Genomic DNA, 13,546 nt, shown 5'->3' with positions numbered 1-13,546 from the left:
AGGGATTACAAATCAGGTGCAGACCTTATCACGCTAGAGGGGCGCTTGCCTTCAGGCAGCCAGAAAGTAAGAAGCCTCCCAGCTATTAGACTGGAAGGCTTCGCGGCGGTAGCTGCCTTTGCCCTTGCCGGCGCGTTCCTGACGGCTGCGGAACAGTGGCTGGGCGATGAGGGATTTGGCCTTGTTGGGGCCATGCTTGGATGGCTTTTTGCTCATGATCAGTACTCTTTAGAGGTGGGGTGAAACGGTGCAAATCATCTGCCGAAGTTGCGCCGCTGTAAAGCCCGGCGCTGTGTAGGAAAGGTGCACGATTAAAATGTGGGAACGGGCTTGCTCGCGAAGGCGGTGTGTCAGTTTATAGATCAGGTGACTGATCCACCGCCTTCGCGAGCAAGCCCGCTCCCACATTGAGCCCGTGGTGTTTTTGAGAGGGGGGTTATTCAGCCGGTAACGACAGGCGCTGCCCAGACATCAAAAGTGACAAACGGCTCAGGCTCATCCACGGCGAGCCCGCCGCCTGGCCTTTGATTTGCGCATCGATGCGCTGCGCTTCCAGCAACAGTTGCGCCCAGCGTTGCGCCGAGTGCCGTTGCAGGGCTTTGCTCATCAGCGGTTTGCGTTTGTCCCACACCGGTGGCCGTGCCTGGCTAAAGCACTTGTCCAGCGGGGTGCCTTGGCTGTATTGCAGGGAAATATTGGCCAGCACCCGCAACTCGCGGGCCAGGGCCCAAAGAATCACGGGCGGCTCCACACCCTCGCCACGCAACCCTTCGAGCATGCGCAAGGCGTGGGCGGGTTCACCGTTAAGAATCGCATCCACCAGCCCGAACACGTCAAAGCGAGCGCTGTCGGCCACCGCACCTTGTACGGTTTCGACGGTGATTTGCCCGTCTTCGGCCATCAGCTTGAGCTTTTCGATCTCCTGGGCGGCGGCAAGCAGGTTGCCTTCGACCCGGGCGGCGATTAACTCGACAGCGTCTTGCGTCGCCGACAGCCCCGATTGGGACAGGCGTTGACGAATCCACTGCGGCAGTTGGTTGCTGTCCACTGGCCAGATCTGGATGAACTGGGTCTGTGGGCCTTCCACCAGCGCCTTGCCCCATTTGGTTTTCTGCGCGCTGGCGTCAAGCTTGGGCAGGCTGATCAGCAATACCGTGTCTTCGGCAGGCCGCGAGCAGTATTCCATCAAGGCTGCCGCGCCCTTGTCGCCGGGCTTGCCCGAAGGCAGGCGCAGTTCCAGCAGGCGTTTTTCGGCGAACAGCGACATGCTCGCGCCGGCTTGCAGCAGCGTGCCCCAGTCGAAACTGGCGTCGGCGCTGAACACTTGGCGTTCATCGAAGCCTTGCTGGCGCGCGGCGGTGCGAATGGCGTCTGCGGCTTCCTGGCACAGCAGCGGATCATCACCGCTGACGATATAGACAGGCGCAAGACCACCTTGCAGGTGTTTGGCGAGTTGGGCAGGGGCGAGTTTCATAGGCGGGCGGAACGGGGCACCAGGGGCGCCCCGTATGGCTTACTCGACAGGAACTTCAACAGGCGATTGTTTCGGCGTGTTGTCTTCATACTCTTGCGCAGCTTTCGCGGCGTCAGCGTCTGCCTTGGCCTTGTTGTCGGCGGTGCGTTGCAGGTTTTCAAGCTGCTCCGGGGTCAGCAATTGCAGGCGCACAATCAGGCGCTGGACCAGCTCGCGACGCATTTCTTTGCGAACCTGGATAATTTCCGAGTCCGAACCCACCAGGTTGTTACCGTCGTGGCTCACGACCTTCTGTACCTGGACTTTGTCACTCATCAAGGTCAGGTGGTCGCGGCCTTGCACTTCGAAGTAGACCACGCTGCTCAGTTCGATGTCCGACGCACGGCCGGCACTTGCGTAGCTGAGGTTACGTTGGGTTTCTTTTTCGTCGACCAGGTTCAGTTTGTAGGTCGCGCCGGTATAGACGTGCACGCCGCTGCCTTCCAGGGTCTGGCGCAGTTGGGTCACGGTTTCACCGTAGGCATTGCGGGCGCTGACGTCCAATTCCTTGAGTGTCAGTTCAGTGGTGCCGGTGCCGCGCAGCTGGAAGCCGCAAGCGCTCAGCAGCACAGCAAGGCCCATCACCAGCAAGTTGCGTTTGATCATTTTGTTGCTCCCCTTGAAACCATGTGGGCCTTATCGAGGCCTTAAAGGTTTAGTTCGGCGCAGGGCTCAAGCCCTGCGCCCGATCCGATTAGCTAGCGACGATGTTGACCAGTTTACCGGGCACCACGATCACTTTGCGGATCGTCAGGCCTTCGGTAAAGCGCAGCACGTTCTCGTTGACGCGGGCGGCCGCTTCGACGTCTTCGCGGCTGGCGCTGGCTGGCATATCGATTTGGCCACGCAGCTTGCCGTTGACCTGAATCACCAGTTGCAACGTGTCCTGTACCAGGGCGCTGTCATCCTGTACCGGCCAGCCGGCGTCGATGACTGCGCCGCTGTGGCCCAGGCGGCTCCACAGGTCATGGCTGATGTGCGGCGTGATCGGCGCCAGCAGCAGAACGACCGTTTCCAGGCCTTCCTGTACCAGTGCGCGGTCTTGTTCGGTGACTTGCGGTGCTTTTTCCAGCACGTTCATCAGCGTCATCACCTGGGCGATGGCGGTGTTGAACTTGTGGTTCTGGCCCACGTCCTGGCTGGCCTGGCGGATGGCCAGGTGGGTGCTGCGACGAATGGCTTTCTGCTCGTCGTTCAAGCCGGCCACGTCCAGTTTGCCAGGCAGACCCTGGCTGACATGGGCGTGGGCCAGGCGCCAGACGCGCTTGAGGAAACGGTGCGAGCCTTCGACGCCGGAGTCGGACCATTCGGCGCTCATGTCAGGCGGCGAGGCGAACATCATGAACAGGCGGCAGGTGTCGGCGCCGAACTGGTCGATCATCGACTGCGGGTCGACGCCGTTGTTCTTCGACTTGGCCATCTTCTCGGTGCCGCCGATTTCCACCGGCAGGCCATCGGATTTCAGCTTGGCGCTGATCACCTTGGCTTTGCTGTCACGTTCCAGTTCTACGTCCGCTGGGTTGAACCAGGTGTAGGCACCATTGGCTTCGCGGCGATAGTAAGTCTCGGCGATCACCATGCCTTGGGTCAGCAGGTTCTTGAACGGCTCATCAGAGCTCACCAGGCCTTCGTCACGCATCAGCTTGTGGAAGAAACGCGCGTAAAGCAGGTGAAGAATGGCGTGTTCGATGCCACCGATGTACTGATCCACCGGCAACCAGTGGTCGGCAGCGGATTTCTCTACCAGGCCGCCTTGATAGTGCGGCGAGGCGTAGCGCGCGTAGTACCACGAGGACTCGACGAAGGTGTCCATGGTGTCGGTTTCACGCTTGGCAGGCTGGCCGCATTTCGGGCAAGCGCACTCGTAGAACTCGGGCATGCGCGCCAGTGGCGAACCGGCGCCGTCCGGCACCACGTCTTCCGGCAGGACGACCGGCAATTGGTTTTCCGGTACTGGCACGTCGCCACAACTTTCGCAGTGAATGATCGGGATCGGGCAACCCCAATAGCGCTGGCGGCTGATACCCCAGTCGCGCAGACGGAACTGGGTGCGCGATGCGCCGAGGTTTTTCTTGATCAGCGCGACTTCGATGGCGTCGAAGGCACCTTGGAAGTCCAGACCGTCGAACGCGCCGGAATTGATCAGCTCACCGTGCTCGCCGTAGGCGTCTTGCCACGGGGCCGGGTGGGTGTCGCCCGAGCTTGTGCGCACCACGGATTTGATCGGCAGGCTGTATTTGGTGGCAAATTCGAAATCGCGTTCGTCGTGAGCCGGCACAGCCATTACTGCGCCATCGCCGTAGTGCATCAGCACGTAATTGGCGACCCACACCGGCAGTTTCTCGCCCGTCAGCGGGTGCTCGACGAACAGGCCGGTCGGCAGGCCTTTTTTCTCCTGGGTGGCGACGTCGGCTTCGGCCACGCTGCCGCCTTTGCATTCGGCGATGAACGCCTGCAGCTCAGGGTTGTTCTGTGCGGCCTGGGTGGCCAGCGGGTGCTCGGCGGCCACGGCGACGTAAGTCGCGCCCATCAGGGTGTCCGGGCGGGTGGTGAAGACTTTGAGTGCGCCGGCAGCGCCGATGGAATCGACGTTGTACGGGAACTGCACTTCCATGCCCTTGGACTTGCCGATCCAGTTGCGCTGCATGGTCTTGACCTGTTCAGGCCAGCCCGGCAAATCGTCGAGGCTCGACAAGAGCTCATCCGCGTAGGCGGTGATCTTGAAGTAGTACATCGGGATTTCGCGCTTTTCGATCAGTGCGCCGGAACGCCAGCCGCGACCGTCGATCACCTGCTCGTTGGCCAGTACGGTCTGGTCGATCGGGTCCCAGTTCACGGTGCCGCTTTTTTTGTAGATCACCCCTTTTTCGAACAGGCGAGTGAACAGCCATTGTTCCCAGCGGTAGTAATCCGGCTTGCAGGTGGTCACTTCGCGCGACCAGTCCACCGCCAGGCCCAGGCTGCGCAGCTGGGTCTTCATGTAGGCGATGTTTTCGTAGGTCCACTTGGCAGGCGCCACGTTGTTTTTCATCGCGGCGTTTTCCGCCGGCATGCCGAAGGCGTCCCAGCCCATAGGCTGCAGGACGTTCTTGCCGAGCATGCGCTGGTAGCGCGAAATCACGTCGCCGATGGTGTAGTTACGCACGTGCCCCATGTGTAGCTTGCCGCTGGGGTAAGGGAACATCGATAGGCAGTAGTAAGTCTCCTTGCCTGGCTGTTCACTGACTTCAAAGGACTTTTGCTCGTCCCAGAAGGTTTGGGCGGCATTTTCTATTTCACGGGGCTGATATTGTTCGTGCATGGCTACTTTTGAACTGAATAGGGGTGGCCTAATCCTCTTCGGTGCAACGTTCAGGTTGATCGACACCAAAAAGCGGCGCGTCCGTGCCCAAACCCTGCGGGAAGTGGAGTTACAGGAAGCGCCGTAGCATACATGACCCCACTCTATCGAGGGAAACCCTGATTGCGCAGGCAGGGCCGTCTGTCGCGGCGCCAGGCAGGCGCAGCCGTGGGGACTACGCTGTTTATTGGGGAGTGAGTCTTATCTTCAATGAGGTGAGGGGATGGTTGAATCGCAGCGAACTTTAACGAAACCGCAGTTGTACCAAGGACTGATCGACCGTTTGGGTCGGGCATTGGATGCCGCAAGAACCGCAGGCCGATTGCGAGATGAACGGCCTCTGGAGCTGGAGTTGCGAGGCTTGAGCCAGGCAGAACTTGAACTGATCAAGGGCTACCTGGAATTGAATCACCACCGTGCCTCTCAGGAGCAGGCTGCCCCGCCTGCCCAGGAGCCCTCGCGTTCGGCCAAGGTGATCTGGCTGAAGGATGTGGCTGCCGGTCGCGGTCCCGAAAAACGTCGGGCCGTACGGTGCAAGTGAAACGCGCGTTATTGGGTAGCCTTATCGAAACCTGCTGGTAAAGATTGTCGCTAAATCCTGTTGCATCTAGGCTTCGGGCATCTTTGGAGATGCCCGATGCCTTTTCGTTATTTCATTAAACAATTGTTGTTGCCGCCCGGCATTTTTTTGCTGTTGCTTGCGGTTGCCTGGTGGTTTCGCAAAAGCCGCCCGCGCCTGGCCGGGCTGTGTTTTGCCCTGGGGTTGGGCGCAATGTGGCTGATCAGCCTGCCGGTGATGGTGCAATGGGGCGCGCATGCCCTGGAGACCGAGCCACCGTTGCCCCGTGAAGAGTGGGCGACGCTGGCCCAGCGCGCCGATGCGATTGTGGTGCTGGGTTCCGGGCGCGAACGGGGCGACCCGGCCTGGGGCACCGACCAGCCCACCGGCATTGGCCTTGAGCGCCAGCGGTATGCCGCGCGATTGGCCAAGGCATCCGGGTTGCCGGTGTTGACCAGTGGTGGCTTGCACTACGGCACGCCGCCCAGCGAGGCGGAGTTGATGGCCGTGTCGATGCAGGATGACTTCGGCGTGACAGTGCGCTGGAAGGAAGAGCGCAGCCGTACCACCTGGGAAAACGCGCAGATGAGTGCCGAGATTCTGTTGCCCCAAGGCATCAAGCGTGTGGTGGTGGTAACTCAAGCCTGGCACATGCCGCGCGCGGTCTGGAGCTTTGAAAAGGCCGGCTTCACCGTGGTGCCGGGGCCGGTAGGCTTTTTGGGCGTGGACAATGCCCGGCCGCTGGGCGGCTGGATGCCCGAGGTCAAGTCGGTGTGGCAGAGCGGGCAGTTGATCAACGAGGCGGTGGGGCAGGTGGGGTATCGGGTGTTTTACCGGTAACGTTCCGGGCTCCGCTGATCAACCTGTGGAAGAAGGTTTGTGTGGGAGCGGGCTTGCTCGCGAAAGCGGTGTGTCAGCGAGCATTTTCGTTAACTGATGCACCGTATTCGCGAGCAAGCCCGCTCCCACACAAGCTCACTCCCACAATGGTGAGGTAGTGTCTGTCAGACCGTTTTGGACATCCGCCCCGCCAGCAACGCCCAGCCGAAGAGCCCCAGGCACACAATGATCAACGGCCACGAACGCCATTGCAGGTAAGGCGTGAGGTCGTGCATCGGCACCACTTCACCGTAGAGAATCCCGCGTTCGAACTGCGGGATCTGCGCGGTGATCTGCCCGAACGGGTTAATCAAACCGGTCACGCCGTTATTGGTGGCACGGATCATCCAGCGACCCGCCTCCAACGCGCGCATTTGCGCCATTTGCAGGTGTTGCAGCGGGCCGATCGAGCGGCCGAACCAAGTGTCGTTGCTGATGGTCAGCAACAGATCGCTTTGGGCTGAAAGGCCTGCGGCGAATTCCGGGTACACCACTTCATAGCAAATGAATGGCGCAATCTGATAGCCCTTGGCCTGCAGCATTGCCTGGTCGGCAGGGCCGCGGGCGAAGTCCGACATGGGCAGGTCGAAGAAAGCAATCAACCCGCGCAGCATGTCCTGCAGCGGCACGTATTCGCCAAACGGCACCAGCTTCTGCTTGAGGTAAGTGCCTTCGCCTTCGCCGACCACCGTAATGCCGTTGAAGTAGCGCTTCTGGTGGTGCACTTCCTGGCGGATCGGTACGCCGGTGATCAGCGCCGTATGCCGGTCGGCGGCAAACTTGCCCATCATGCCCAGGTAGCCTTCGACAGACTCCTTGAGCACCGGCACGGCAGTTTCCGGCCACACCAGCAGGTCGACACGCTTGGAGCTCAGGCTCATGTCGCGGTACAGCGCCAACTGCGCGTTGAGCTGCTCGGGGTCCCACTTCATGCTTTGTTCGACGTTGCCCTGGATCGCCGCCACCGTCAGTGGGGCGCCCGAGGGCGAGGTCCAGGCATGATGCTTGAGTGCCAGACCGATGGCCCACGGCGCCACCAGCAGCACCAGGCCCGCGCCGATAAAACCGTTGCGTTTGCTCGCCAGCAGGCGCGGCAGGTTGCACAGCACCGCAGCGGTGAGTGCCAGCGCGAAGGAAATCAGCCACATCCCGCCCAACGGCGCGAGGCCGGTGAGTGGGCCATCGAGTTGGCTATAGCCGGAGTAGAGCCACGGAAAGCCGGTCAGGAACCAGCCGCGAAACGCTTCCTGGCCGACCCACAGCGCAGCAAACGTCAGCGCGTCGGCCAGCGGTGCTTCATTACGGCGCAACCAGCGTGCCCATAGCCAGGCGGGCAGGGCGAAGAACCAGGCAATCGCGGCGGTAAACAGCAGCATCAAGAAACCAGCCAGCAGCACCGAAGCGCCGCCGAAATGGTGGATGCTGTAGTAGATCCAGCTGGTGCCGGCGCCAAACAGGCCGAAACCAAAACACCAGCCACGGCCCAGGGCCTGACGGGGCGTCAGCTCGCGCAGGCCGATATAGAACACTCCTACCGCCACCAGCGCAAATGGCCACAGATCGAACGGCGCCAGCGCCAGGGTAGTGATGGCGCCGGCTACCACGGCCAGCAAATTACCGGGCCAGCCGGGTGTGATGAGACGGCGCATGTAGGGGTGGGTCATCAGCTATTTCCTGTGTCGCGCCGGGCCTGCTGCGACACAGGGCAAGGCGCGAGGAGTGTGGTTTGGTTTTTCCAAATGAATGACGAGTAACGCAGCCCTGTGTCGCAGCAGGCCCGGCCCTTCGGGTTGCCCCTTAGAACGGGCCATGCTGCGTTGCAGGCCTTGAAAAGGGAGTGCCATTTCCTGCGGGCCTGCGCCTTGCCTGGCCCGCTCTAAGGGGCAACGCGACACAGGAAATAGCTGATGACCCACCCCTTCCTTAGCGGGCAATCGGTGTCAGGCGAATCAAGTGGATACGACGGCTGTCGGCATTCAGGATGCGGAAGCGGTACGCGCCGATCTCGGTGGTCTCGTTACGTTTGGGCAAATGCCCGAACGCACTCATCACCAGGCCGCCGACGGTGTCGAACTCATCGTCGGAGAATTCGCTGTCGAAGAACTCGTTGAAGTTCTCGATCGGCGTGAGCGCCTTGACCAGGAAGTCACCGCTGGGCAGCGGCTTGATGTAGCTGTCTTCTTCGACGTCGTGCTCGTCTTCGATGTCGCCGACGATCTGCTCCAGTACGTCTTCGATGGTCACAAGACCAGCCACACCGCCGTATTCGTCGATCACAATGGCCATGTGATTGTGGTTGGCGCGGAACTCACGCAGCAGCACATTCAGGCGCTTGGATTCAGGCACGAAGGTGGCCGGACGCAGCAGGTCCTTGATGTTGAAGTTGTCGCCGTTCTCCTTGAGGATCAACGGCAGCAAGTCCTTGGCCAGCAGGACACCCATGACGTCGTCATGGCTTTCACCGATCACCGGGTAGCGCGAGTGCGCGGAGTCGATCACGGCCGGGAGGAATTCCCGCGGGGTCTGGGTCGCCTTGATGCTGATCATCTGCGAACGCGGGACCATGATGTCCCGAACTTGCAGGTCAGCCACCTGAATGGCGCCTTCGACGATGGCCAGCGCTTCGCTGTCCAGCAACTTGTTCTGATGGGCCTCGCGCAGCAGCTCAAGCAGCTCCTGGCGGTTTTTCGGCTCGTGGGCAAAAGCCTGGGTCAGTTTACCCAGCCATGACTTCTGCCCGTTGCTCGATCGGTCTTCGCTCATAGCGATTACTCTAAATCCTTTGTTGTTTCAGTTGAGTGTTGATCAGTTTTCGTCGTCGGCATAAGGGTCGCGATGACCCAATTCTGCAAGCAACGTTTGTTCCAGTGTTTCCATTTCCACGGCTTCGTCATCGTCTATATGGTCGTAACCCAAGAGATGCAAGCAGCCGTGGATGACTAGATGGGCCCAATGGGCCTCAAGTTCCTTGCCTTGTTCCTTTGCTTCGCGTTCCACCACTTCGACACAGATCACCAGATCGCCCAGCAAGGGGATATCCAGTAACTCATCCGGTACGTCGGCGGGGAAGGACAGCACGTTGGTCGCGTAATCCTTTTGGCGCCAGGTGTGATTCAGTTCACGGCCTTCGGGCTCGTCTACCAAGCGGATAGTCAGTTCCGAGTCGGCGGTACGCTGGCGCAGGGCCAGTGTGCACCATTGGCGGAACTGTTCTTCGCTGGGGGCGGGCGCTTCGGTGGCCAGCTGCAGGTCAAGCTCAAGCATCGCGGCGAACGTCCTTGGCCGGTGCGTCGTCTTTGTGCTCGAAACGCTCGTAGGCCTCGACAATGCGCTGCACCAACGGGTGGCGGACCACGTCTTTGGGCATGAAATGCGTGAAGCTGATGCCCGGCACGTCCTTGAGCACGTCGATCACCTGCGCCAGCCCCGATTTGGTGCCCTTTGGCAGGTCGACCTGGGTGACGTCACCGGTGATCACGGCGGTGGAGCCGAAACCGATACGGGTGAGGAACATCTTCATCTGCTCGACGGTAGTGTTCTGGCTTTCGTCGAGGATGATGAAGCTGTTGTTCAGCGTGCGGCCACGCATGTAGGCCAGCGGGGCGATCTCGATCACCTGGCGCTCGATCAGCTTGGCCACGTACTCAAAACCGAGCATCTCGTACAGCGCGTCGTAGAGCGGGCGCAGGTACGGGTCGATCTTCTGGGCCAGGTCGCCGGGCAGGAAGCCAAGCTTCTCGCCGGCCTCGACCGCTGGGCGCACCAGCAGGATGCGGCGTACTTGCTCGCGCTCCAGGGCGTCTACCGCGCAGGCCACGGCCAGGTACGTCTTGCCGGTGCCGGCAGGGCCGATGCCGAAGTTGATGTCGTTGCCGAGGATTTCTTTGACGTAGCGCTGCTGATTCAAGCCGCGTGGGCGAATCATGCCTTTTTTGGTGCGCAGGGCCACGCTGGCTTCGGCCACCGGGTTGTTGGCCAGGTCTTCCACGGCCGATTCTTGCAGGTACAGGTGCACGGTCTCCGGCGACAGCTCACTACCCTTGGTTTCGCGGTAGAGGCGGCGGAGCAGGTTTTCTGCAGACGTGGTGTGTTGAGGTTCACCAATAAGCTCGAACTGATTGCCGCGGTTGCGGATCTCGATGCTCAGGCGTTGTTCGATCAGGCGCAGGTGCTCGTCGAACTGTCCGCACAGGTTGGCGAAACGGCGAGCCTCAAATGGCTCGAGGAGAAAACGATGGGGTTCTATGGGTGCGTTCAAGGTCGCTTTTAGCCGCCCTTTGGCTGTTGAGGTGAAAGAGAGGATAACGCCAGCCGTCGGTGGGCGAAAGCACTTAAATGGACTGGGTGGGCTCTCAAGAACAACGAAAATCCACTGTGGGAGCTGGCTTGCCTGCGATAGGGCCGGCACATTCAGAAGAGATAGTGCCTGTTAAGCCGCTATCGCAGGCAAGCCAGCTCCCACATTTGATCTTCATTTGTCTTGAGGTTGCAATGTCAGTTGATCAACGACCCACGCAACGAGTGCGGTTGCGCCGCATCAATGTGCACATCGGCGAACTGGCCGATCAGGGTTGGGTTGTCGCAGCGGAAGTTGACGATCCGGTTGTTCTCGGTACGCCCTTGCAGCTCGCCCGGGTCCTTTTTCGAATAGTCGGTGACCAGGATGCGCTGGATCGAACCGACCATTTGTCGGCTGATCTCGAAGCCTTGCTGGTTCAGACGATGCTGCAGCGCATTCAGGCGTTCTTTTTTCAGCGCTTCCGGGGTGTCATCCGCCAAATCGGCGGCCGGGGTGCCCGGGCGTTGGCTGTAGACGAACGAGTAGGAGAAGTCGAAGCCGACGTCTTCGATCAGCTTCATGGTTTGCTCGAAGTCTTTCTCGGTCTCGCCAGGGAAACCAACGATAAAGTCCGAGCTGATGCAGATACCCGGCACCGCCGCGCGCAGTTTGCGCAGTTTGGATTTGTATTCCAGGGCGGTGTGGTTGCGCTTCATCGCCGACAGAATGCGGTCTGAGCCCGATTGCACCGGCAAATGCAGGTGCTTGACCAGCTCCGGCACCTCGGCGTGGGCCTGGATCAGGCTGTCGGAGAACTCCAGCGGATGGGACGTGGTGTAGCGAATACGCTCGATGCCATCAACGGCGGCAACCACGCGAATCAGCTCCGCCAGGTCGGCCAGGCGCCCATCGTGGGTCTGCCCGCGATAACCGTTGACGTTCTGGCCCAGCAGCGTCACTTCGCGCACACCGTTTTCGGCCAAATGGATGATTTCCGACAGCACATCGTCAAACGGCCGGCTGACCTCTTCGCCGCGGGTGTAAGGCACCACGCAGAAGGTGCAGTACTTGCTGCAGCCTTCCATCACCGACACATAAGCGCTCGGGCCGTCGATACGCGGCTCAGGCAAATGGTCGAATTTTTCGATTTCGGGGAACGACACGTCGACCTGCGGCAGCTTGGTGGCGCGCGCAGCGTCGATCATTTCCGGCAGGCGGTGCAGGGTTTGCGGGCCGAACACCACGTCGACATAGGGGGCGCGGTCGCGGATCGCGGCGCCTTCCTGGCTGGCCACGCAGCCGCCGACGGCGATTACCATGTCCGGGTTGGCCAGTTTCAATTCACGCCAGCGGCCCAGCTGGGAGTACACACGGTCCTGGGCCCGCTCGCGAATCGAGCAGGTATTGAGCAGGATGACGTCGGCATCTTCGGCGCGGGCGGTGACTTCCAGGGCCTGGTGTTCGCCCAGCAGATCGACCATGCGCGAGCTGTCGTACTCGTTCATCTGGCAACCGTGGGTTTCGATGTAAAGCTTCTTGGCCATGGGAATCGTCAACTGGTGGTAAAGAACCGCGCATTATAGGGGGCATGTCCATTGGTTCCTAGCGTTGTGCATCGGGTGCCATGCTATAGTTCGCGCCCTCTTTTATATCCCCGATGTTATCCGCCCACCATGACCAAACGTGAAGCTCCAATCTATAAGGTGATTTTCCTCAACCAGGGCCAGGTGTTCGAAATGTACGCCAAGCAGATCTATCAAAGTGATCTGTGGGGCTTCCTGGAAGTGGAAGAGTTCGTCTTTGGCGAGCGCACCCAGTTGGTCGTCGATCCGGGCGAAGAAAAGCTCAAGGCGCAGTTTGAAGGCGTGGTGCGCAGCTTTGTGCCGATGCATTCGATCGTGCGCATCGATGAAGTCGAGCGCCTGGGCACGCCCAAGATCAGCGAGGCGCGTGGCACCAGCAATGTGATGCCGTTTCCGATGCCGATGCCGGAAAAATAAGGCCGCGCTTGTGGCGTAGATTTGTAAGACGCTTCTGATATTTTTCCGTCATTGTTGACGCCATGACAGAAAAGTAGCAGTTTGTGCTCATGCAGAGAGGACGCCATGAGCACATCCATAAAAAAATCCCTCGAATTACAGCTGTCATCCAAGTCCCAGGCTTATCGGGCACTGGCGGCTTACATTCTGTCGAACCTCAAAGACCTGCCGTTCGAGAACTCGGCGCAGGTGGCGCACAAGCTCGACATCAGTGAGTCCACGGTCGGCCGTTTCTGTCGCGCGCTGGGCTACAAACATTTCAAAGACCTTAAAAGCGAACTCAAAGACGATCTGGGCGATAGCCCGTGGCTGATCGGCGATCGGCTGCGCGCGTTCCAGGAGGAAGGCGGCGCGAACCCGCTGGCCAACAGCCTGCAACTGGAAATTGCAGCTCTTGTACGGGTCTACGAGTACACCCGTACTGAACCTTGGCGCGAGGTCACATCAAGGCTGGCGCAAAGCCCGCAGATTTTTGTTGCCGGTTTCGGCACCGAGCGGGGCATCGCCTGCTCCATGGTTCATATGCTGCAGTACCTGCGCACGGGTGCGCATCTGGTGGATGGCGCGTCGGGGCATTTCGGTGAAGTGTTACTGGCACCGCCTGCGGATTCAATGCTGATCGTCTATGAGGCGCGACGCCATTCCCGCCAGTCCTTGCTGCTGTGCCAAGCGGCACGCACACGCGGGATTCCGGTCACGCTGATTACCGACAACTTTTGTGAGTGGGCCGAACAAAACGCCAATGAAGTGTTTCGGGTATCCACCGAACTTGATCTGTTATGGGATTCGACAGCCACCATGTTATCGATGACGCATTTATTGATTAACGACATGTCGAAAAAGCTCGGCCCGGAGATGGAAGAGCACTTGAGCGCTATCGCTCAGTTGCATCAAGCGTTTGTTGGCTACACCCAGAGTTGACCGCTCGACCGTTATT

The 13,546-nt window shown here is 60.1% G+C and carries 13 protein-coding genes; 4 read left to right on the top strand and 9 right to left on the bottom strand.

The features are described from left to right. Window positions 1-51: 51 nt before the first annotated feature. The 4 genes from arfA to leuS form a co-directional block, all read right to left on the bottom strand. A complete protein-coding gene (arfA, locus tag ACA065_RS26950) occupies window positions 52-216 on the bottom strand; it encodes an alternative ribosome rescue factor ArfA (protein ID WP_032861705.1) in 165 nt (54 codons plus the stop codon). Window positions 217-436: 220 nt separating this feature from the next. Continuing rightward, window positions 437-1,474, bottom strand: coding sequence for a DNA polymerase III subunit delta (gene holA, locus ACA065_RS26945; RefSeq protein ID WP_497692239.1), 1,038 nt, complete (start codon window positions 1,472-1,474; stop codon window positions 437-439). Between the two features lie 39 nt (window positions 1,475-1,513). After that, on the bottom strand, window positions 1,514-2,119 hold the full coding sequence (locus tag ACA065_RS26940; RefSeq protein ID WP_497692238.1) for an LPS-assembly lipoprotein LptE: 606 nt from the start codon (window positions 2,117-2,119) through the stop codon (window positions 1,514-1,516). An 88-nt stretch (window positions 2,120-2,207) separates the two neighbouring features. After that, window positions 2,208-4,814, bottom strand: coding sequence for a leucine--tRNA ligase (gene leuS, locus ACA065_RS26935; RefSeq protein ID WP_497692237.1), 2,607 nt, complete (start codon window positions 4,812-4,814; stop codon window positions 2,208-2,210). A 262-nt stretch (window positions 4,815-5,076) separates the two neighbouring features. On the opposite strand from leuS, the gene ACA065_RS26930 reads away from it, so the two are divergent. Next, the gene (locus ACA065_RS26930) at window positions 5,077-5,394 is read left to right on the top strand and encodes a hypothetical protein (RefSeq protein WP_497692236.1); all 318 of its coding nucleotides are present in this window, start codon (window positions 5,077-5,079) and stop codon (window positions 5,392-5,394) included. 96 nt (window positions 5,395-5,490) lie between these two features. Next, window positions 5,491-6,252: a YdcF family protein gene (locus ACA065_RS26925; RefSeq protein WP_497692235.1), complete on the top strand. Its 762-nt coding sequence runs from the start codon at window positions 5,491-5,493 to the stop codon at window positions 6,250-6,252. A 164-nt stretch (window positions 6,253-6,416) separates the two neighbouring features. Here ACA065_RS26925 and lnt read toward each other — a convergent pair whose 3' ends face one another. The 5 genes from lnt to miaB all read right to left on the bottom strand — a co-directional run bounded on the left by lnt (window position 6,417) and on the right by miaB (window position 12,114). Beyond that, window positions 6,417-7,940, bottom strand: a complete 1,524-nt coding sequence (gene lnt / locus ACA065_RS26920; RefSeq protein WP_497695426.1) for an apolipoprotein N-acyltransferase — start codon at window positions 7,938-7,940, stop codon at window positions 6,417-6,419. Between the two features lie 274 nt (window positions 7,941-8,214). Further along, the gene (locus ACA065_RS26915; RefSeq protein ID WP_015373027.1) at window positions 8,215-9,054 is read right to left on the bottom strand and encodes a CorC family transporter; all 840 of its coding nucleotides are present in this window, start codon (window positions 9,052-9,054) and stop codon (window positions 8,215-8,217) included. A gap of 42 nt (window positions 9,055-9,096) precedes the next feature. After that, the gene (gene ybeY / locus ACA065_RS26910; RefSeq protein WP_497692234.1) at window positions 9,097-9,555 is read right to left on the bottom strand and encodes an rRNA maturation RNase YbeY; all 459 of its coding nucleotides are present in this window, start codon (window positions 9,553-9,555) and stop codon (window positions 9,097-9,099) included. Further along, complete coding sequence (locus ACA065_RS26905) at window positions 9,548-10,549, bottom strand: PhoH family protein (protein ID WP_128587775.1); 1,002 nt, start codon at window positions 10,547-10,549, stop codon at window positions 9,548-9,550. Before ACA065_RS26905 ends, ybeY begins: the two co-directional genes overlap by 8 nt. Window positions 10,550-10,785: 236 nt before the next feature. Continuing rightward, window positions 10,786-12,114 carry a tRNA (N6-isopentenyl adenosine(37)-C2)-methylthiotransferase MiaB gene (miaB, locus tag ACA065_RS26900; protein ID WP_497692233.1) on the bottom strand — a complete coding sequence of 443 codons (1,329 nt, stop codon included), beginning with the start codon at window positions 12,112-12,114 and terminating at the stop codon, window positions 10,786-10,788. 129 nt (window positions 12,115-12,243) lie between these two features. On the opposite strand from miaB, the gene ACA065_RS26895 reads away from it, so the two are divergent. Both ACA065_RS26895 and ACA065_RS26890 read left to right on the top strand, forming a co-directional pair. Continuing rightward, window positions 12,244-12,570 (top strand): DUF1820 family protein, encoded by a 327-nt coding sequence (locus tag ACA065_RS26895; protein ID WP_003194436.1) that lies wholly within the window; start codon window positions 12,244-12,246, stop codon window positions 12,568-12,570. Window positions 12,571-12,675: 105 nt separating this feature from the next. After that, the gene (locus ACA065_RS26890; RefSeq protein ID WP_497692232.1) at window positions 12,676-13,530 is read left to right on the top strand and encodes a MurR/RpiR family transcriptional regulator; all 855 of its coding nucleotides are present in this window, start codon (window positions 12,676-12,678) and stop codon (window positions 13,528-13,530) included. Window positions 13,531-13,546 lie beyond the last annotated feature (16 nt).

Source organism: Pseudomonas sp. LBUM1640, from assembly GCF_059716225.1.
Note: the sequence above shows the minus strand (reverse complement) of the source record. Positions and strands in the feature narration are given on the sequence as shown.

What these genes read in the sequence shown, in the direction of transcription:
- arfA (WP_032861705.1), bottom strand. Translation starts at nt 216, where the DNA reads ATGAGCAAAAAGCCATCCAAGCATGGCCCCAACAAGGCCAAATCCCTC.
- holA (WP_497692239.1), bottom strand. Translation starts at nt 1,474, where the DNA reads ATGAAACTCGCCCCTGCCCAACTCGCCAAACACCTGCAAGGTGGTCTT.
- ACA065_RS26940 (WP_497692238.1), bottom strand. Translation starts at nt 2,119, where the DNA reads ATGATCAAACGCAACTTGCTGGTGATGGGCCTTGCTGTGCTGCTGAGC.
- leuS (WP_497692237.1), bottom strand. Translation starts at nt 4,814, where the DNA reads ATGCACGAACAATATCAGCCCCGTGAAATAGAAAATGCCGCCCAAACC.
- ACA065_RS26930 (WP_497692236.1), top strand. Translation starts at nt 5,077, where the DNA reads ATGGTTGAATCGCAGCGAACTTTAACGAAACCGCAGTTGTACCAAGGA.
- ACA065_RS26925 (WP_497692235.1), top strand. Translation starts at nt 5,491, where the DNA reads ATGCCTTTTCGTTATTTCATTAAACAATTGTTGTTGCCGCCCGGCATT.
- lnt (WP_497695426.1), bottom strand. Translation starts at nt 7,940, where the DNA reads ATGCGCCGTCTCATCACACCCGGCTGGCCCGGTAATTTGCTGGCCGTG.
- ACA065_RS26915 (WP_015373027.1), bottom strand. Translation starts at nt 9,054, where the DNA reads ATGAGCGAAGACCGATCGAGCAACGGGCAGAAGTCATGGCTGGGTAAA.
- ybeY (WP_497692234.1), bottom strand. Translation starts at nt 9,555, where the DNA reads ATGCTTGAGCTTGACCTGCAGCTGGCCACCGAAGCGCCCGCCCCCAGC.
- miaB (WP_497692233.1), bottom strand. Translation starts at nt 12,114, where the DNA reads ATGGCCAAGAAGCTTTACATCGAAACCCACGGTTGCCAGATGAACGAG.
- ACA065_RS26895 (WP_003194436.1), top strand. Translation starts at nt 12,244, where the DNA reads ATGACCAAACGTGAAGCTCCAATCTATAAGGTGATTTTCCTCAACCAG.
- ACA065_RS26890 (WP_497692232.1), top strand. Translation starts at nt 12,676, where the DNA reads ATGAGCACATCCATAAAAAAATCCCTCGAATTACAGCTGTCATCCAAG.